This window comes from Desulfovibrio sp., assembly GCF_009712225.1.
In the GTDB taxonomy this organism is placed as follows: Bacteria; Desulfobacterota; Desulfovibrionia; order Desulfovibrionales; family Desulfovibrionaceae; genus Desulfovibrio.
In genome coordinates this window covers 940,578-957,580 of the sequence record NZ_WASP01000006.1, presented here as the reverse complement: position 1 = coordinate 957,580, position 17,003 = coordinate 940,578, and the positions used below count along the sequence as shown (strand labels likewise).

The 17,003-nt window shown below is 56.1% G+C and carries 20 protein-coding genes and 1 tRNA gene; 13 read left to right on the top strand and 8 right to left on the bottom strand.

From position 1 onward, the window contains the following. The first annotated feature begins 56 nt into the window (after window positions 1–56). The 10 genes from F8N36_RS09540 to F8N36_RS09495 all read left to right on the top strand — a co-directional run bounded on the left by F8N36_RS09540 (window position 57) and on the right by F8N36_RS09495 (window position 8,872). Entirely contained in the window at window positions 57–494 is a 438-nt protein-coding gene (locus F8N36_RS09540) for an OsmC family protein (RefSeq protein WP_291332558.1), read from the top strand. Between the two features lie 9 nt (window positions 495–503). Continuing rightward, entirely contained in the window at window positions 504–1,931 is a 1,428-nt protein-coding gene (gene lpdA, locus F8N36_RS09535) for a dihydrolipoyl dehydrogenase (RefSeq protein ID WP_291332557.1), read from the top strand. 23 nt (window positions 1,932–1,954) lie between these two features. Further along, window positions 1,955–2,338 carry a glycine cleavage system protein GcvH gene (gcvH, locus tag F8N36_RS09530; RefSeq protein ID WP_291332610.1) on the top strand — a complete coding sequence of 128 codons (384 nt, stop codon included), beginning with the start codon at window positions 1,955–1,957 and terminating at the stop codon, window positions 2,336–2,338. Window positions 2,339–3,423: 1,085 nt separating this feature from the next. Then, window positions 3,424–4,125: an ABC transporter ATP-binding protein gene (locus F8N36_RS09525; protein WP_291332609.1), complete on the top strand. Its 702-nt coding sequence runs from the start codon at window positions 3,424–3,426 to the stop codon at window positions 4,123–4,125. 16 nt (window positions 4,126–4,141) lie between these two features. Continuing rightward, window positions 4,142–4,954 (top strand): ABC transporter permease, encoded by an 813-nt coding sequence (locus F8N36_RS09520; RefSeq protein WP_291332556.1) that lies wholly within the window; start codon window positions 4,142–4,144, stop codon window positions 4,952–4,954. Between the two features lie 4 nt (window positions 4,955–4,958). Continuing rightward, window positions 4,959–5,831, top strand: coding sequence for an ABC transporter permease (locus F8N36_RS09515; RefSeq protein WP_291332555.1), 873 nt, complete (start codon window positions 4,959–4,961; stop codon window positions 5,829–5,831). 12 nt (window positions 5,832–5,843) lie between these two features. Then, on the top strand, window positions 5,844–6,617 hold the full coding sequence (locus F8N36_RS09510; protein WP_291332608.1) for an ABC transporter ATP-binding protein: 774 nt from the start codon (window positions 5,844–5,846) through the stop codon (window positions 6,615–6,617). Window positions 6,618–6,823: 206 nt separating this feature from the next. Beyond that, window positions 6,824–7,912 carry an ABC transporter substrate-binding protein gene (locus F8N36_RS09505; RefSeq protein ID WP_291332554.1) on the top strand — a complete coding sequence of 363 codons (1,089 nt, stop codon included), beginning with the start codon at window positions 6,824–6,826 and terminating at the stop codon, window positions 7,910–7,912. Between the two features lie 295 nt (window positions 7,913–8,207). Next, on the top strand, window positions 8,208–8,519 hold the full coding sequence (locus tag F8N36_RS09500) for a hypothetical protein (protein ID WP_291332553.1): 312 nt from the start codon (window positions 8,208–8,210) through the stop codon (window positions 8,517–8,519). A gap of 140 nt (window positions 8,520–8,659) precedes the next feature. Further along, on the top strand, window positions 8,660–8,872 hold the full coding sequence (locus F8N36_RS09495; RefSeq protein WP_291332552.1) for a hypothetical protein: 213 nt from the start codon (window positions 8,660–8,662) through the stop codon (window positions 8,870–8,872). A 173-nt stretch (window positions 8,873–9,045) separates the two neighbouring features. On the opposite strand, the gene F8N36_RS09490 is transcribed toward F8N36_RS09495, so the two are convergent. Further along, entirely contained in the window at window positions 9,046–9,312 is a 267-nt protein-coding gene (locus tag F8N36_RS09490; protein WP_291332551.1) for an RNA-binding protein, read from the bottom strand. 276 nt (window positions 9,313–9,588) lie between these two features. Here F8N36_RS09490 and F8N36_RS09485 point away from each other — a divergent pair, with 276 nt between their 5' ends. Beyond that, on the top strand, window positions 9,589–9,912 hold the full coding sequence (locus F8N36_RS09485; protein WP_291332550.1) for a hypothetical protein: 324 nt from the start codon (window positions 9,589–9,591) through the stop codon (window positions 9,910–9,912). 83 nt (window positions 9,913–9,995) lie between these two features. Here the strand turns inward: F8N36_RS09485 and F8N36_RS09480 are convergent, their stop codons facing one another. The 6 genes from F8N36_RS09480 to hisD all read right to left on the bottom strand — a co-directional run bounded on the left by F8N36_RS09480 (window position 9,996) and on the right by hisD (window position 14,561). Next, a complete protein-coding gene (locus tag F8N36_RS09480; RefSeq protein WP_291332549.1) occupies window positions 9,996–10,529 on the bottom strand; it encodes a phosphatase PAP2 family protein in 534 nt (177 codons plus the stop codon). Window positions 10,530–10,695: 166 nt separating this feature from the next. Then, window positions 10,696–10,787: transfer RNA gene (locus F8N36_RS09475), tRNA-Ser, on the bottom strand. A 320-nt stretch (window positions 10,788–11,107) separates the two neighbouring features. Further along, entirely contained in the window at window positions 11,108–11,248 is a 141-nt protein-coding gene (locus F8N36_RS09470) for a hypothetical protein (RefSeq protein WP_291332548.1), read from the bottom strand. A 106-nt stretch (window positions 11,249–11,354) separates the two neighbouring features. Further along, a complete protein-coding gene (locus F8N36_RS09465; RefSeq protein WP_291332547.1) occupies window positions 11,355–12,125 on the bottom strand; it encodes an enoyl-ACP reductase in 771 nt (256 codons plus the stop codon). A gap of 222 nt (window positions 12,126–12,347) precedes the next feature. Then, complete coding sequence (locus F8N36_RS09460) at window positions 12,348–13,229, bottom strand: phosphoribosylaminoimidazolesuccinocarboxamide synthase (protein WP_291332546.1); 882 nt, start codon at window positions 13,227–13,229, stop codon at window positions 12,348–12,350. A gap of 27 nt (window positions 13,230–13,256) precedes the next feature. Beyond that, window positions 13,257–14,561 carry a histidinol dehydrogenase gene (gene hisD / locus F8N36_RS09455; RefSeq protein ID WP_291332545.1) on the bottom strand — a complete coding sequence of 435 codons (1,305 nt, stop codon included), beginning with the start codon at window positions 14,559–14,561 and terminating at the stop codon, window positions 13,257–13,259. A gap of 200 nt (window positions 14,562–14,761) precedes the next feature. On the opposite strand from hisD, the gene grpE reads away from it, so the two are divergent. After that, window positions 14,762–15,418: a nucleotide exchange factor GrpE gene (gene grpE, locus F8N36_RS09450; protein WP_291332544.1), complete on the top strand. Its 657-nt coding sequence runs from the start codon at window positions 14,762–14,764 to the stop codon at window positions 15,416–15,418. Window positions 15,419–15,470: 52 nt separating this feature from the next. On the opposite strand, the gene F8N36_RS09445 is transcribed toward grpE, so the two are convergent. Beyond that, a complete protein-coding gene (locus tag F8N36_RS09445) occupies window positions 15,471–16,442 on the bottom strand; it encodes a LysR family transcriptional regulator (RefSeq protein ID WP_291332543.1) in 972 nt (323 codons plus the stop codon). A gap of 105 nt (window positions 16,443–16,547) precedes the next feature. Here F8N36_RS09445 and F8N36_RS09440 point away from each other — a divergent pair, with 105 nt between their 5' ends. Continuing rightward, on the top strand, window positions 16,548–16,925 hold the full coding sequence (locus tag F8N36_RS09440; protein WP_291332542.1) for a carboxymuconolactone decarboxylase family protein: 378 nt from the start codon (window positions 16,548–16,550) through the stop codon (window positions 16,923–16,925). The last annotated feature ends 78 nt before the right edge of the window (window positions 16,926–17,003 follow it).

Here is a 17,003-nt window from a genome sequence, read left to right as displayed (position 1 = left end):
GCCAAATCGCGCGAGAGCAGGGTGCTCCTGCGTTTTTTAAGCCTGGAGGGTTTGAAATGTCACATGAACTCAGTGTTTCTCTCTGCCGCCGTGGTGGAAAGGTCGATCTGGATATGGAAAGCGGTGCCTTTGGCGTGCTGACCATAGACGGCGACAAGATCCCGGCTGAAGAGCGTGCCGGCACGGCCAAAAAGCTGTTGGCCGCATCTGCGCTGTACTGTTATTGCGCAGCTTTGGACAAGGCCCTTGATACGCGTAACGCCAAGTATGAAAAAATCGATGCCAAGGCCACCCTGCACACCGGTACGGATGATCTGGGCCGCGGCAGGGTAACGGGTATTGATATCGACGTTACCGTGCATCTGGACGAAGAGTACGAATTCATTTTTGACCGTGTTGAAAAGGTTATGCGGCAGGGTTGCCTGGTTACCGGCTCGCTCGAGGCCGCCTTCCCCGTGAAATACAACCTCAGGCTCGCCGACGACGAGGATTAGGAGCCAGGCATGTCCGAACAGAAAAAAAGCATGACCGTGGTGGGCGGCGGCCCCGGCGGTTACACGGCTGCCTTTGCAGCCGCCAAGGCCGGAATGGCCGTTACCCTTGTGGAATGCGCCGAGCTCGGCGGCACCTGCCTCAACAACGGCTGCATCCCCACGAAGACCATCAAGTCTTCTGCCGAAGCTCTGGAACTGGCCCATCAGGCAGTTCAGTTCGGCGTTAGGATCGAAGGCGGCGTGAGCATTGACCCTCAGGCCGTGTACGAACGCAAGGAACGCGTTTGCGCCACCCTGCGTTCTGGCCTTGAAAAAACCTGCGCCGCACTCGGGGTAACCCTGCTGCGCGGCAAGGGGCGCCTGCTTGGCGGCTGCTCGGTTGAAGTGACCAGCAACGGCACTGCCACAACCGTTACTTCCGACTTTGTGATTCTGGCCACGGGCTCGCACCCGGTAAACCTGCCGGGCCTTACAGCCGACCATAAGCGCATCCTCACCAGTGACGACGCTCTCAAGCTTACCCACGTGCCCGCGTCCATCATCATTGTGGGCGGCGGCGTTATTGGCTGCGAGCTTGCGTGCATCTATCAGGCCTTTGGTTCCACGGTCACCGTGGTGGAAGGGCAAGACAGGATTTTGCCCCTGCCTTCAGTGGATGCCGACATCAGCGTGCTGTTGCAGCGCGAGATGAAAAAGCGCCGCATCGCCTGCGAACTTGGGCAAACCCTCACCCAGGTGCGCATTGACGAAAACGGCGTCAGCGGCGTGCTTGCTCCCTCGCCCTTTGTGAGCGGTGCGCCCGTCAAGCCCGAGCGCCCCATCAGCGCCGAGCTGGTGCTTGTTTCTGTAGGCCGCGCGCCCATGACCTCGGGCCTTGGCCTCAAGGAAGCTGGCGTGGCCACTAACGAGCGCGGCTGGATACGCGCCGACGAATACATGCGCACGTCTGTGCCCGGCGTGTATGCCGTGGGCGATGCCCTTGGCCCCTCACGCGTCATGCTGGCCCATGTGGCTGCCGTCGAGGCGCTTTGCGCCGTCAACGACTGCCTCACCGGCGGCCAGGGTACTCCCATGGATTACCGCTTTGTGCCCTCGGCCATCTTCACCTCGCCCGAAATCGGCTGCGTGGGTATGAGCGAAAAACAGGCCCGTGACGCCGGACACGAGGTAAAAACATCGGTTGTGCAGGTGCGTGAGCTGGGCAAAGCCCAGGCCATGGGCGCACTGCCGGGCTTTTGCAAACTGGTGGCCGATGCTGGCGACGGCACGCTGCTTGGTGCGCATATGGCTGGCGCTCACGCTACCGACCTCATTGCAGAGTGCACCCTGGCATTGCGTATGGGCGCTTCTGTAAACGACATTGCCACCACCATTCACGCACACCCCACGCTGGCCGAAGCTGTAGGCGACGCTGCCCTGCGTATGGAAGAGGAGTAAGGATTATGAAAGATCTTGATCAATTGGCTTTGCCCGAAAACCTGCGTTATACTGACGAGCATGTGTGGCTGCGTGTAGAGGGCGATACCGCGGTGGTTGGCATCAGCGACTTTGCACAGGATCAGCTGGGCGAAATCGCCTTTGTGGATCTGCCCGCCACCGGCACAAGCTACAAGGGCGGCCAGGAATTCGGCACCGTAGAGTCGCTGAAGTCTGTCAATGCCCTGTTCATGCCTGTTTCCGGCACGGTGCTTGAGGTGAATGAAACCCTCGAAAGCACCCCCACCCTTGTAAATGCCAAGCCCTACGCCGAAGGCTGGATGCTTCGCATCCGTCTTGATGCCCCGGCAGAGGTCGATACGCTGCCCGACAGCACCGCATATCTTTCCCTTTTGCGCAAAGGTTAACACGCACGGCGGTAAACGTTTGCGATAAAAGGTCGGTCAGGCCTGGGGTGCAGACGTTCCCCCACGGGGGAAAGCTGCGCAGCCTCGCAAGGGTTTTTTATCGTGTGGTTGGGCAGAGTATGCGAGCGCCCGAAATTGAAGTTGGGGGCTTGCAACGTAGTAAATTACTATGTATTGGCTGCGGCGGTCATCAGCAACAGCAGCGCAGTGTTTCGGCAGAGCCACAAGGCGGCACTGCGAGCGGCGGTGGCAGTCAATACCCGGCCCATGCCATCTGGCGTGGCGGTCAATCCCGATAAAACAATATGCCGTCCATGGCTAATGCACTGAAACTAAAGCGTAAACTGCCAAAAGTGCTGGATGCCGGTCAGGCAGCCCCACGCGCGCGACCAGCGCATGGACAGCAGAGTAACCGGACCGCTCCATCTTTTTGCCGTGACCTGCGTCACGCCATACCCTTGTTGAATACGGCCGCAACCGCGGCAAAGGTGTCGCCCCATGCATGTTGGGGTGACAGGTGAAGTTTTGTTTAAAAAAAGTGCGGCAAAGGGTGCTGTGTCTTTTGGGGGAGCATCCAAACCCTCCCGTGCGGTGGAAGATGCGACGCAAATGTCGCCTTCTTTTTCACAGCAGTGAGGAGGCAGGGCGCAGGACGACAGAAGTTGTTCTTTTATTCCCTAGCGCTAGCGCCAAAAATGCGGTGCAATGCACCGCAAAAGCCCGAAAAAAGCGCACCGCAGCCCGCTGCGTCACATCTGTCGCAATCATGCGCATTCGTGTCGCAATGGTGGGTGCAGCGGTGGTGCATGGTATAAAAAATGTCCTGTTATAGCGCGTGATAAGCGGCTTTTTGCAGGATTTGTGAAAAATGGTATATATTATGCAAAATAGATCACAAAGAATTTCGAAGCACGCGCAACCATTCCGGCAGCCCGTAGGCAGCTTTCAGGGGCGTATGGCTTCTTTTGCGCACCCGGCCGGCAGACCGGGACATTCAATAACTCTCATCAAGGAGTGCAGCCGTGCAGCAAACCGATGACTGTGCCTGTTCCGACGCTAAGATAGCAGTCAGGGATCTTACGAAAATGTATGGAGACCTTACCGTTCTGGACAAGGTCAACTTTACCATCAAGCGCGGAGAGCTGGTTTGCATAGTCGGGCCTACGGGATGCGGCAAGACGACCTTTCTCAATTGCATGTCCAAGCTTACGGAAACCACTTCGGGCAACATTTACATTGATGGTGAAGTGGCAAACCCGCGCAAGCATAACCTGGCCTTTGTGTTTCAGGAACCCACGGCCCTGCCGTGGCTTACTGTTGAAGAAAACGTGGCCTACGGCATGCGCATCAAAAAAGTTCCGCCCAAGCAGCTCAGGGAACGTCTGGATATGATTCTGGAACTGGTGGGCCTGGAAGATACGGCAAAGCTGTATCCCAACCAGGTTTCGGCCAGCATGATGCAGCGTATCGCCGTGGCGCGCGCCTTTGCCGTGAACCCCGATCTGCTGCTCATGGACGAACCCTACGGCCAGCTGGACGTGAAGCTTCGCTTTTATCTCGAAGATGAACTCGTGAAGCTGTGGCAGACCCTCAAGAGCACCGTGCTTTTTGTCACGCACAATATCGAGGAAGCCGTGTACGTGGCTGACCGCATTCTTGTGCTGAGCCCTAAGCCCACCAAGGTCAGGGCAGAGGTGGTTGTTGACCTGCCGCGTCCGAGGGATTTCAGGGACCCGCGTTTTGTCGAACTTCGCCGCCAGGTCACCGACCTCATCCGCTGGTGGTAGGAAAAAGGGATAGCTCATGGAAAGCAATGAAAAAGTAACCTACCGCAAGCCCATGCGGCTTCGCATCCTGCCGGTTCTGAGCGTGTGTATTTTTCTTGGCGTGTGGCAGATATGTGTTGGGCCAGCCGACAGCAACGACTGGCGTATTCCCAGCACGCTGCTCAGCTCGCCCTACGACATTTTGAGCCTCATGTTTGACAAGCTCACCAACCCTGCTCCTGACGGTGCCGTTCTTATGGAACACGCCTGGACAAGCATGCAGGAAGCCTTTTTGGGCTATGTGCTGGCCCTGATCGTGGGCCTGCCCCTTGGCCTTGCCATGGGCTGGTTCACCACGGTGCGCGGCCTTGTGCGCCCCATTTTTGAAATCATCCGGCCCATTCCGCCGGTTGCCTGGATTCCGCTGACCATCTTCTGGTTTGGCATTGGTCTGCCGGGCAAGGTCTTTATTATCTGGCTGTCGGGTATCGTGCCCTGCGTCATCAACACCTATACCGGTGTGCGCATGACCAACCCCGTGCACATTCAGATGGCCAGAACCTATGGCGCGTCTGACTGGCAGATATTCACCTCTATCTGCATTCCTTCTGCGCTGCCCATGGTGTTTGGCGCGCTGCAGATCGCCCTGGCCTACTGCTGGGTGACCCTGGTGGCGGCTGAACTGCTGGCCGCAGACAAGGGCCTTGGCTACCTGATCACCATTGGCCGCATGCTTGGCCGCACCGACCTTGTGATGGTGGGCATGGTGAGCGTGGGTATTGCTGGCGCCATCATCGGTTTCATCATTGACAAGATTGAATCCCGGCTGCTGGCCGGTATCAGGAGATAGCGCCATGCAGTCTTCCGCCGAGTCCAACGGGCAGACCCAGAGCGTCTGCAACGAAACTATCAAGAATTCGAAAAAGTACGAGTTTTCGCTGGTTCGTGCCCTGAAGAGCGAATATTTTCTGTACATCATTTCGCTGGTGAGCTTTTTCGGCCTGTGGCAGTGGGCTGCCACCTCCAATGTGTTTGGTCACAGCAGCGCTCTTGCCACCCCTTTTCAGGTGGTGGACAGCCTGCACGACCTGAGCGTCAACAAGCTTTCTGGTCTTGGCCTGCTCGAACACCTCTGGATCAGCACGCGCCGCGTTATCATCGGCTTTGTGATCGCCGCTGGCTTCGGCATTCCGCTGGGTCTGTTCATGGCTTTTAATGAAACATTCCGCGCCATTGTCAAGCCCATTTTCGACATGTTCAAACCCATGCCACCCCTGGCCTGGATTTCTGTGGCCATTCTGTGGTTCGGCATTGGCGAAGCGCCCAAGATCTTCATCATCGTCATTGGCTCCTTCGTGCCGGTGGTGCTCAACTCTTACAGCTGCCTGCAGCTCATCGAACCCGAATTTTTCGATGTGGTGCGCATTATCGGCGGCAAACGCTGGGACGAAATTCGCCTTGTGTGCATTCCCGGTGCTCTGCCCGCCATCACGGCAGGGCTCCAGATCGCCATGTCCAGCGCCTGGACGTGCGTTGTGGCTGCCGAGCTCGTGAACTCGCGTTCTGGTCTTGGCTACATCATTGTGCAGGGTATGAAGCTTTCTGACCCCGGCATGATCATTGGCGGCATGCTCATCATCACGGCGGTTTCGCTCGTGTTTACCCTGGGCATGGATTTGCTGACCCGCAAGCTCTGCCCCTGGCAGCGCGAAATCGAGAATCTTTAGAGAGCCAAGGAGCTGAACGTGAGCAACACGCAGCCAAAGATTGTCTGTGACAATATAAGCAAAACCTTCATCCAGAAGGGAACCCAGATGGTTCCGGTTCTGGAAAAGATATCCCTTGAGGTTCGTGATCAGGAATTTCTGGTCATTCTTGGCCCTGGGCAGTGCGGCAAAACCACCTTGCTGCGCATTCTTGCCGGGCTTGAATCGCCTTCTTCCGGCGCGGCCTACCTCGACGGCAAGGAGATCGTGTCTCCCGGCCCCGAAATCGGCCTGGTGTTTCAGAGCTACAAGCTCTTTCCGTGGAAGACCGTGCGCCAGAATGTGGAAATTGGTCTTGAAGTACGCAGGCTTGAGCCTGCCAAGGTGCGCGAAATCTCGCACCATTACCTTGGCATGGTGGGGCTGCACGGCTTTGAAGACTATTATCCGCACCAGCTTTCGGGCGGCATGAAGCAGCGCGTGGGCATTGCCCGTGCGTATGCCCTGAACCCCGAAGTGCTGCTGCTCGACGAGCCCTTTGGTCAGCTCGACGCACAGACCCGCTTTTTCATGGAGCAGGAAACCGAACGCATCTGGCACATGGACAAGCGCACCATGATCTTTGTGACCAATAACATCGACGAGGCCCTGTTCCTCGCCGACCGTATTGTCACCATGGAAGACAAGCTGCCGGGCCATGTGCACACCTCGTATGATGTGCCGCTGCCGCGTCCGCGCGACACCATGGACCCCGCATTCCTTGAACTGCGGGCCAAAATTACGGAAGAGCAAAAACTTACCCTTTAACATTACCCAACGCAGCACCAGGGGCCGCGCCGAGATAATGGGCGCACCTGCCCGTCCGGCACGGCCCCTTCTGCAAAGTGCATAGTCCATATTTCTCGGCAAACCAGCATGTTTGCCGAGGTTGCCCAAGTGGTTTGTTTGTAGGTTCAAGCGTTAATGGTTTTTCGTCACATGTGGTTCTGTTTACTAACCAATAGGAGTCATGCATGAGAAAACTGCTTCTGATCGCGCTTCTGCTTTGCATGGGCGCTGTCATCTGCGGCAGTCCCGTCGCAACCCTGGCAGCCGACAAGCCCGTTGAAATTTCCACCTGCTGGATGGACGAATCGCCGGGCTTCAATATCTGGTATGCCAAAAAGATGGGCTGGGACAAGGAAGAAGGCCTGGACATCAAGATGCTGCTGTTCAATAGCGGTCCTGCCCAGATGGAAGCCCTGCCCGCCAAGGAATGGGTGCTTGGTTCCACCGGTGTGGGTGGCCAGCTGATCGGCGGTATCCGCTACAACATCTACTCCGTCGCCCCCATCATCAGCGAAGGCGACGTGCATGTACTTTATCTGCGCCCCGACAGCCCCGCCGCCAAGGTCAAGGGCTACAACCCCAAATATCCCAACGTGTACGGCAGCCCTGAAACCGTCAAGGGCATGAAGATCCTGTACACCTCCCAGACCACCGTTCACTACATGATCGGCAAGTGGCTGAGCATTCTTGGCCTTACCGAAGCTGACGTGACCCTGGTGAACATGGAACAGCCTTCTGCCGTGCCTGCCTTTGAAAAGGGCATTGGCGACGCCGTGTGCCTGTGGGCTCCCTTCACCTTTGTTGCCGACTCCCGCAAGTGGCAGCGTGCCGGTACCATGACCGACATGGACTGCATCACCGTGTCTTCTCTGGTGGGCGACAAGAAGTGGTGCGACGAAAACCCCGCTCTGGTTGCCAAGTTCCTGCGCGTGTACCTGCGCGGTTCCAACATGCTGCGTGAAGAAGGCCCCAGCCCCCGCATCATCAAGGAATACCGCCAGTACATGAACGAATTCGCCGGTATCCGCATGACCGACGACGAAGCCAAGCTCGATCTGCAGATTCACCCCCGCTGGTCTTACGAAGAAACCATGGCCCTGCTCGACAGGACCAAGGGCGATTCGCAGGCCGACAAGTGGCAGAACTCTGTGGCCGACTTCTTCGGTAGCATCAAGCGTTTCTCGCCTGCTGAAATCCAGAAGTTCAAGGACGCCAAGATCAACACCGACAAGTTCCTGAAGCAGGTTCAGATGCCTATCCCCAGCTATAAGTAGCTCCTCCCCCACGAACATGCGCCGGATATAAATCTGGCCGAACAGGGCCTGTTCCTGCCTATTGCCGGGCAAGAACAGGCCCCTTTGCTTTTGCCTGCAGGGGGCGAAAAAGAATGAGGAAGGGTTGGTAAAAAATGGGCAGTATTGCAGCAGTACGCAATGAAAAATTATTATAAAATGTTGTATGATTGTGTGTTTATTTGATATGCTTTTATTTTATATTTTACATGATTTTGAAGACAGTATTTGAGTATGATGTTAGTATGAATTTAGTTGGATTAAAAGGAGGTCAAGTATGGATAATATATCTAATCTGGCTTCTGTGGCGCTCATGAGCAGGGAGTCAAAAATATTTACCATTGAAGACGGGCACGAAATGACAATCACTCCTGCTGGCGATGGAAAAACAATGAATATTAACATTGATGACGGAGCGTCATATACAACAAAAGGAGTTAGCGCTTTTATTGAGCAAATTGAGCGCATTTTAAAAGCCCGAAGTGTAGCCGGGTGGGATGAAGCCCGGGAAGGTCAGGATTCACTTGGTCAGGTGCTCTCCATGTATGACGATGGATGTGCTTCTGACAATTGCACGGCAAGCGGGTAGCCCCAAACGCCCATAAGAGGGTCATTTTGTTGCTTCTGCCAATCCAATAACCTGCTTTTCGTTTAGTACCGGCCAACCTTTTTTGTCTTGGCCGTGCTAGGGAGGAACCTTTTTTTTGAATAGTAATAGGAGAATGAACTTTGCAAATTAACTCAAAACAGCGTGCTGAGATTGAACGGATTTTATCCGGTTGGAATACATATCTTGATAGCCTGCCACCAGCCTCAGATGATTTGAAATTGCATAAATGGCTTGGAATGAATACATCGTTAGTTAAAAAAGATGATTTTAGTAATAATTTGAGATCATTTGCTAATGAATTAAGGAAACGCCTAAACGCGATTCCTGTCTAAAACTGCAAAATAGACAAAAGGCCGTAATAACTTACGGCCTTTTGTCTATCTATCATTACAGCAATGCGCTGGGTATATTGGCGACAAGGTTCATGCCACTCGTCTTGTTCAGGCGCAAAAAAAGAAGGCCGTAATTGCTCACGGCCTTCCTGCATTTCTAAATGCTTGTTGGCTTACCAGCGACGGGCGGCGGGCTTTTTGGGCTCGGCCTTGTTCACGCGCAGGTTACGGCCGTCAACTTCCTTGCCGTCGAGGGCAGCGATGGCGTTGATGGCGTCGGCTTCGTCCATTTCAACAAAGCCAAAACCACGGGCGCGACCGGTTTCGCGGTCAGAGATCAGGTTGACGGAATGCACGTTGCCAAAAGAGCTGAACAGTGATTCAACGCCTTCCTGAGTAGCAGACCAGGAGAGATTACCAACATAAATAGAAGTAGCCATGTGAGACTCCAAGGGGTTACGGGAGGTAGACTTTCTGCTTGAAGCCTTACCCATGTAAAGTCTCTGGCGAAAAATTTACTATACCCAATCAGTGATGGGCGAAACTAGAGCCGGGGCAGTGAAATGTCAACAGATATTATTTAAAAATCGTGGTTATTTGGAATAAAAGGCAACTTCTATTAAACTATAATCAATCTGAACAGCTAGATATGATGATTAAAATTATTTTTTAAAAATTATTTTTACACTATAGCTATATGTTTGTATTATATTTAGTTGATAGTCCAAAATGATGGAGTAATTATGAACTATAAATTACGTCTTGTTTTAAATGTTCTTAAAAGCAAGGAAGAAAAAGTATTTGTACTTTATGATGGGCAGGAAATGCTGATTTCGCCCGTTGGAGATGGCAAAACGGTCAACATCGCTGTGGGAAACGAAGAAACTTACAAAACCAAGGGTGCTGATGCCTTTTTGAAACGGGCAGAAAAAATTCTGAAACAGCAGGCCGATGCCGCGGATGACGAGCTTTCACAGGTTCAGAGTGATATTTTCAAGGTTCTTGCCTTGTATGAAGGCACGGGCCCACGCCGCAGGTGAGATGTAATGAGTGGCAGGGCAAAAGAGGGGCGGGAGGCGCACAGTATGCGCGCCAGCCCTCATGTCCACCTATCTCGCCAGTATCAGCGTTCGGCCAGGTATTTGGTCTTGGGCTTGAACACCGCGCAGGCAATGACGGCAACAATGGCCGAGGTAATGAATGCGCCCGCCATATCAAACGGGTAGTGCACGCCCACAAACACTCTTGCCCAGGCAATGCCAAGGCCCATCAACAGGATGGCAAGAGCCGTGCCGCGCGTGTTCCTTTGCGCAAAGAGCGGCAAAGCCAGCGAAAACAGGAATGTGGCGTGAAAACTGGGAAAGGACGTGGTGGCATCGTGCTCTATGAGCATGCGACCAAGGCCCAGCACAAATGGCCTGGGGTTATAAATGGTGCAGCGCATGACAAGGGCAAGCCCCATGGACAGCGCAGTGGCAAACAGGGTGCGCCCCACAAAAAGCCTGCGGTCGTTCTGTCTGTAGCAGGCAAGTGCCACAAGCAGCAGGGCGATGGGCACGGGCCATTCCGCCAGAGCGCGGCCCAGCCATATGCTGAAGGCGCTGGCGTTGGCATCAGCATTGAGCAGTAAAAACAGATTCTGGTTCAAAGAATTCATTGGTATATACCGGCGGCAGGGTGTTGCACTGAAAGCAGGTCATGGGGAAATGCGTGTGTGATCTGGAGCGACAGTATGAGCAGTGCACGCGTGAATTTCTTGCTCATCTGCGCAATGGTGCAGAAAAACAGAAAGGGGTTACTGTTTCCAGCAACCCCTTGAAATCTGGCGGAGAGGGGGAGATTCGAACTCCCGGTACGCTATTAACGTACACACGATTTCCAATCGTGCTCCTTAGACCAGCTCGGACACCTCTCCATTCGGTGATGTTCACCGCTCAAAGCCGAATACTTGTATAGCAGCCTCTAAAGAATTGCAAGCAAAAAAATCAAATATGGGCGGATTGTTGCAAATTTTTTTGATCCGCGCGAGGGCAAGTCGCCCACGAAACCTGCCGCAGGCCATAAAGCTGTAGGCAAACAGCTGCACTGGCAAACTTGAAAAAACTGCTGCCCGTAAAATCCGCAGTGGCGCAGCAAACGTGCCGCAAGAGCGGGGCCGTGCAGTCTGGGCAAACAAGGCCCGTCCAGCTTGCGCCAAACGGGCCTTGCATTTCAATTCAGGCAGTATGTGCGCCTCTAGTCGTCCTTGCGCTCTTTGTCTTTCTTCTCGTCTTCGCGGCGGCGCTTTTTGGTGATCTGCGCGGCGCGGTAGAAGGCCCACAAGCCAAAGATAGCCATAACGGTAATGCCCACAGCGTTCAGGGTCAGGGTGTCCATGGTTCGATCCTTCTGACGGCATCAGGCTGCTGAGGCCGCGCTGGTGCGCGCACGCACGTTCGGGTTGCGCCGCCAAGGCGCGGGGCCGGGGCGGCGGCTGTGGCTGCTAGGACATCACGCCGATGGTGCTGAAACCGCTGTCTACGTAGACCACCTGACCGGTCACCGCATGGGCGAGGTCAGAGGCGAGGAACAGGGCCGTGCCACCCACGTCGCCGGTGGTGACGTTGCGGTGCAGGGGGGCATTGCGGTCAACAATGTTGCACAGGTCTTTCATGCTGGAAACAGCAGAGGCAGCAAGGGTTTTGATAGGGCCAGCGCTGATGGCGTTGACGCGGATGCCCTTGGTGCCAAAGTCGCACGCCAGATAGCGCACCGAGGCTTCAAGAGCGGCCTTGGCAACACCCATGACGTTGTAGCCGGGAATAACCTGGGTGGAGCCGTGATAGGTCATGGTCAACACCGAGGAGCCCTCGTGGAGCAGGGGTTCAAAGGCGCGGCAAACACCGGTGAGCGAGTAGGCAGAAACGTCGAGCGCAAGGCGAAAGCCCTCGCGCGAGGTGTCCACAAAACGGCCGCCCAGGTCTTCGCGATTGGCATAGGCCACGGAATGCACAAGAATATCCAGATCGCCCCATTTTTCTTTCACCAGATCAGCGGCAGACTGGATCTGCGCGTCGTCGCATACGTCACACTGAAAGGTAAATTCACCACCGAGCTCTTCGCTCAGGGGTTCAACACGCTTCTTGATGGCTTCGCCCACATAGTTGAAGGCAAGGCGCGCGCCCTGTTCTTTAAGAGCGTTGGCAATGCCGTAGGCAATGCTTCTGTTGTTGGCCAAACCCAGTATAAGAGCTTTCTTTCCTTGCAGCAGCATGGATCCTCCTGAAAAAACAATGCAAGCCGAATAAATCGGACAAAGGGTATTTTAGAATAGCGACAGCTCGCGCCCAGGCAATAAACAGCCGCATGAGGAATGCGCGGCACTGTCGGACAGTGGACGACGGACCCGTGAATCAGACTGGCGCTTGTGAAAAAAACGCCATGCCTGTCACGCCAATGCGCGTCCAGCACTGCTGTGCCGGACGCGCTTGATTTGTTACTTTGTGAGAATGTCGTAAGCTTCCTGGTAGCGGTTCGCCGTGGCCTTGATGATCTCTTCAGGCAGAGCAGGCGGCGGGGGCTGCTTGTTCCAGGGCTGCTTTTCAAGCCAGTCGCGCAGGTACTGCTTGTCAAAGCTGGGCTGGCCCTGACCGGGCTTGTACTGGTCGGCAGGCCAGAAACGCGAAGAATCGGGCGTAAGCACCTCATCAATAAGATGGAGCTTGCCGTCGATGAAACCAAATTCAAACTTGGTGTCGGCCACGATAATACCGCGACCAGCGGCATAGGTGCGCCCTGCCTCGTAAATGGCAAGCGTGGTGCGTTCGACCTGGGCCGCGGTTTCGGCACCCAGCAGTTCCGCAGCCTGGGCTACGCTGATGTTCTCATCGTGCTTGCCCAGTTCGGCCTTGGTCGAGGGAGTGAACAGCGCGGGTTCAAGCTTGTCCGATTCGCGCAGGTTGGCGGGCAGCTTGTAGCCGCACACCGATCCAGTGGCCTTGTAGTCCTTCCATCCAGAGCCGGTGATGTAACCGCGAACAATGCATTCCACAGGCAGGGGCTTGGCCTTGCGCACGATAACGGCGCGGCCTTCGAGCTCGTCCTTCCAGGGGGCAAGGGCAGCGGGAAAGCGGTTTACGTCGCTTTCGACCAAGTGGTTGGGAATGATATCCTTGAACTTTTCCATCCAGAACAGAGTGATCTGGTTAAGGATCACGCCCTTGTAGGGGATGGGCTCGTTCATGATCACATCAAAGGCCGACATGCGGTCAGTGGTGACAATGAGCAGGGTTTTTTCGTCCACATCATAGATATCACGCACTTTCCCGCGTGAAAGCAGGGGATAGGCGCTGATCTCGGTTTTTACCACGACTTTCATGATGGCTCCTGATTCCTCTAGCCCTTGCTATTTCTTTCCACGCGCTTCTACGGAGCGGGCGTGTGCTTCCAGACCCTCAAGGCGGGCAAGGGCGGCTATGGACTGCATGTTCTGCTGTAAAAAGGTTGAAGAGGCGGCCACGATGCTGGTTTTTTTGCAGAAGGTCTGCACCGAAAGGGCCGAGGAAAAACGGGCCGTGCCCAGAGTGGGCAAAACGTGGTTGGGGCCGGCAAAATAGTCGCCTACGGGTTCTGGGCTGTGCTGGCCCATAAACACGGCCCCGGCGTGCCGTATAAACGGCAGTACCGCCCAGGGGTCGCGGGTGCACAGCTCAAGGTGTTCCGGGGCCACCATGTTGGCAACGGCCACAGCAACGGAAAGATTGGGCGTAACCACAATGGCGCTCCAGTCTTCAAGAGCGCGGGCTGCGGTGGTGGCTCTGGGCAGAGCGGCGCACTGCTTTTTCAGTTCCTGCTGCAGGGCATCGGCCAGACGGGGGTCGTCTGTAATGCAGATGGCCGAGGCGAGGGCATCGTGCTCTGCCTGCGAAAGCATGTCTGCGGCAAGCCATGCGGGGTTGGCCGAAGAATCGGCCAGCACCAGCACTTCGCTGGGGCCCGCAATCATGTCTATGCCCACAATGCCCTGCACAAGGCGTTTGGCCGTGGTCACAAAAATATTGCCCGGACCTGCAATAACATCCACAGGCTGAATGGTCTGCGTGCCGTAGGCCATGGCCGCAATGGCCCATGCGCCGCCTACGCGGTAAACTTCATCAATATCAAGCAGATGCGCTGCCGCAAGAATATGCGGGTTGACCGTGCCATCATTGCGGGGTGGGGTAAATACGGCAAGACGCGGCACGCCCGCCACCTGGGCGGGAATGGCGCTCATGAGCAGGCTTGAAACCAGGGGCGTATTGCCACCCTGGCCTCCGGGAACATACAGGCCGCCAGCGTCTACCGAGGTAACCTGCTGGCCGAGAATGCTGCCGTCGGGCTTGGTGACAAACCACGATTTCTCAACCTGGGCTTCGTGAAAAGAGCGTATATTTGTCGCTGCCTCACCAATAACCTCGCGGCTTTCGATGGTAACAGAGGCGGCCGCCCTGGCTATTTCCTGCTCGCTCACGCGCAGTGGCGGGGCAAAGTCTGGGCAGTCAAATTTGCTGGTGTACTCCACAAGGGCATCGTCGCCCTTTTGTCGCACAGCGCTGATAATGTCGTTTACGGCGCTTTCCACCCCGTTGCCGGGGTTGTGCCGGCCCTGCAGCCACGTGGCCAGTTCGGGCCATTCCTGCTCATGTTGCAGTGTCAAAATTCGGCATGTCATAGTGCTATTCCTCTTCTGGTGCGAGCAATATACAGAAGCAGCCGCAGAATGTCGAGGCGCAGATGCCCGTAGAACGGCCCAAGAGCAGGGCGGCGTGAGGCAAAACTTTTTGCAGTTACGGCAGCGCCTTGACAGGGCGGATAAGCATACTTACTTAACGTGAAGCATCACGACCCCAGCGGGGCGATTCAGGAGGAAGCATGCAGCGTCATAAAATGAACCATTCATTCGGGCAGCAGGGCGGTCAACAGGGCGGCCACGGCGAGAACGAGGCAGATTGCCATTGCACCCGGTCGGAAGATGGTTTTCTTGAACAGGACGGCATTTTGTTTGGGCAAACCACGGGCAAAAATGCAACTTCCGCTGCAGAGCAGGACGAGACCGCACCAGCTGCCGAACATGCAGCCTCTGCCGAGAGCATCATTGAAGAGCGCTGTAAAGCCGAGCTCACCGAACTGCGCCTGCGCAACGCCGCCGAGATGGACAATTTCAAAAAGCGCCTCACCCGCGAGCATGAGGAACAGATGCGCTATGCGGCTGAAAAGGTTCTGGGCGACCTGCTGCCCACGCTCGACAACCTTGATCTGGCCCTGCGCTACGGCAGCAAGAGTGAAGCCTGCAAGGACATGCTGCAAGGTGTGGCCATGACCCACAAGCTGTTGCTTGAAGCTGTGGAAAAGCACGGGCTTAAACCGCTTGGTGAAGAAGGCGAAGAATTCGACCCCAATGTGCACGAAGCCGTGGGCTTTGAAGACCGGCCAGACTTTGCGCCCAATTCAGTGGCGCGCGTGCTGCAACGCGGCTTCAAGCTTGGTGATCGTCTGCTGCGCCCCGCCAAGGTTATGGTAAAACAGTAATTTTTTTGAATGCTGCGCACTCAGCCCGGCTGCTTTGGTGGCCGGGCTTTTTTTATGGCACGGGCTTGCCGCCAAGGTGCTGGGCTGCTGCGTTCAGCAGCTCCTCCAGATGGTTTGCGGCTGATCCGGTGGCATCATCCCGGCAAGCATCCTGCCCTGCACCACTAGCGGGCAGTATCAGACCAAGGCGCATCTGCATCAGGCTGGCTTCTTCAATCGGCTGAAAAAACACGCCCTGCCGTCCGATGGCCGAAAACGAATGCGGCAGCAACCCCATGCCTTCGCCCTGCGCTATGCGGGCCAGCAAAACATCGTATTCTTCCGGTTCTTCAATATATAGTGGCGCAAAGCCAACATGCGCAAACAGACCGCGCATGTGGTCGAAAAAAGCGGGGTTAACCTCGCGCCGGAACCAGAAGAGAGCCCTGCCGTTCATATCCTGCAAGTGCATGTGCCCTGTTTCAGGCTTTGCCCACGCCGCAGGCAGGGCCGCCAGCAGGGATTCCGCATGAGGCAGCGGGCTCACGCGCAGGCCCGGGGTTTCGAGAGGCAGGGCAACAAGGGCTGCGTTCAGCCTGCCCCGGCGAACCGCGCGCGCCAGCTGCGGGGATGACTGCCGCACAAACCGCACCGGGCCATGCCAGTGTTCTTCCATGTGCCGCACAAAGCCAGCAAATACACCCTGCTCAAAAGCGGTGCTGAGGCCAAGTGCGAGTGCCGCACCCGCCCTTGCTGCCCGCTGCCCCATGGCCCGCAGGGTTTTGCTGGCAGCATCCTGCGCTGCCAGCACCGGGCGGGCAATGTGCAGCACTTCCTGCCCTTGTCTGGTGAGGGTCAGACCCTTGCTGTGCCGCGTAAACAGTGTGACCCCCAACATTTCTTCCAGACGCTTCATGTGTCTGCTCAGGGGCGGCTGGGTCATGTACAGCCGCTCCGCGGCGCGGCGCATGCTGCCTTCTTCGGCAATGATCGAAAAATAGCGCAGCAGCCGCCAGTCCGGGTTTTCAAACAGATCGTTTGCCATGCCTTAAAGGTATCACCAAAATGGCAAGAGGCAAAGACCGGGCCCACGCCTACAAAGGGGCTGTGGTCGCTGCATGCTGCGGCGGCCGGAAACAGGAGAATTGCCATGCAAAGCGATCGTTATGCCACAGGGCTTGCCATGCTGGAAAAGGTGGACGGAAGAGGCGGTGAGGAAGTGCTGGAGAGTGTGCGGGCCATCAGCCCCGACTTTGCGCGCTATCTCGTGGAGTTTCCCTTCGGCGACATTTATTCGCGTGACGGGCTTGATCTGAAAAGCCGCGAAATAGCGGTGGTGGCAGCGCTTACGGCCATGGGCAATGCAGCGCCCCAGCTGCGTGTGCACATTGGCGCGGCCCTGCATGTGGGCTGCACCCGGCAGGAAATACTGGAGGTCATCATGCAGATGGCCGTGTACGCGGGTTTTCCCGCCGCGCTCAACGGCCTCTTTGCCGCCAGGGATGTGTTTGCCGGGCACGATGCCTAACGGCACGGCCGGTGCGGCGGCTGGCCTCTGGCTGTAAGGTCCTGCCCATGTTTCTGCCCGGCAGCCGCTGCACCCTCA

Coding starts and splice junctions, on each gene's coding strand:
- F8N36_RS09460 (WP_291332546.1), bottom strand. CDS start 13,229: ATGAAAGTCGTGGTAAAAACCGAGATCAGCGCCTATCCCCTGCTTTCA.
- grpE (WP_291332544.1), top strand. CDS start 14,762: ATGCAGCGTCATAAAATGAACCATTCATTCGGGCAGCAGGGCGGTCAA.
- lpdA (WP_291332557.1), top strand. CDS start 504: ATGTCCGAACAGAAAAAAAGCATGACCGTGGTGGGCGGCGGCCCCGGC.
- F8N36_RS09470 (WP_291332548.1), bottom strand. CDS start 11,248: ATGGACACCCTGACCCTGAACGCTGTGGGCATTACCGTTATGGCTATC.
- F8N36_RS09525 (WP_291332609.1), top strand. CDS start 3,424: ATGTATGGAGACCTTACCGTTCTGGACAAGGTCAACTTTACCATCAAG.
- F8N36_RS09505 (WP_291332554.1), top strand. CDS start 6,824: ATGAGAAAACTGCTTCTGATCGCGCTTCTGCTTTGCATGGGCGCTGTC.
- F8N36_RS09540 (WP_291332558.1), top strand. CDS start 57: ATGTCACATGAACTCAGTGTTTCTCTCTGCCGCCGTGGTGGAAAGGTC.
- F8N36_RS09440 (WP_291332542.1), top strand. CDS start 16,548: ATGCAAAGCGATCGTTATGCCACAGGGCTTGCCATGCTGGAAAAGGTG.
- F8N36_RS09490 (WP_291332551.1), bottom strand. CDS start 9,312: ATGGCTACTTCTATTTATGTTGGTAATCTCTCCTGGTCTGCTACTCAG.
- F8N36_RS09515 (WP_291332555.1), top strand. CDS start 4,959: ATGCAGTCTTCCGCCGAGTCCAACGGGCAGACCCAGAGCGTCTGCAAC.
- F8N36_RS09445 (WP_291332543.1), bottom strand. CDS start 16,442: ATGGCAAACGATCTGTTTGAAAACCCGGACTGGCGGCTGCTGCGCTAT.
- F8N36_RS09465 (WP_291332547.1), bottom strand. CDS start 12,125: ATGCTGCTGCAAGGAAAGAAAGCTCTTATACTGGGTTTGGCCAACAAC.
- hisD (WP_291332545.1), bottom strand. CDS start 14,561: ATGACATGCCGAATTTTGACACTGCAACATGAGCAGGAATGGCCCGAA.
- F8N36_RS09480 (WP_291332549.1), bottom strand. CDS start 10,529: ATGAATTCTTTGAACCAGAATCTGTTTTTACTGCTCAATGCTGATGCC.
- F8N36_RS09520 (WP_291332556.1), top strand. CDS start 4,142: ATGGAAAGCAATGAAAAAGTAACCTACCGCAAGCCCATGCGGCTTCGC.
- F8N36_RS09500 (WP_291332553.1), top strand. CDS start 8,208: ATGGATAATATATCTAATCTGGCTTCTGTGGCGCTCATGAGCAGGGAG.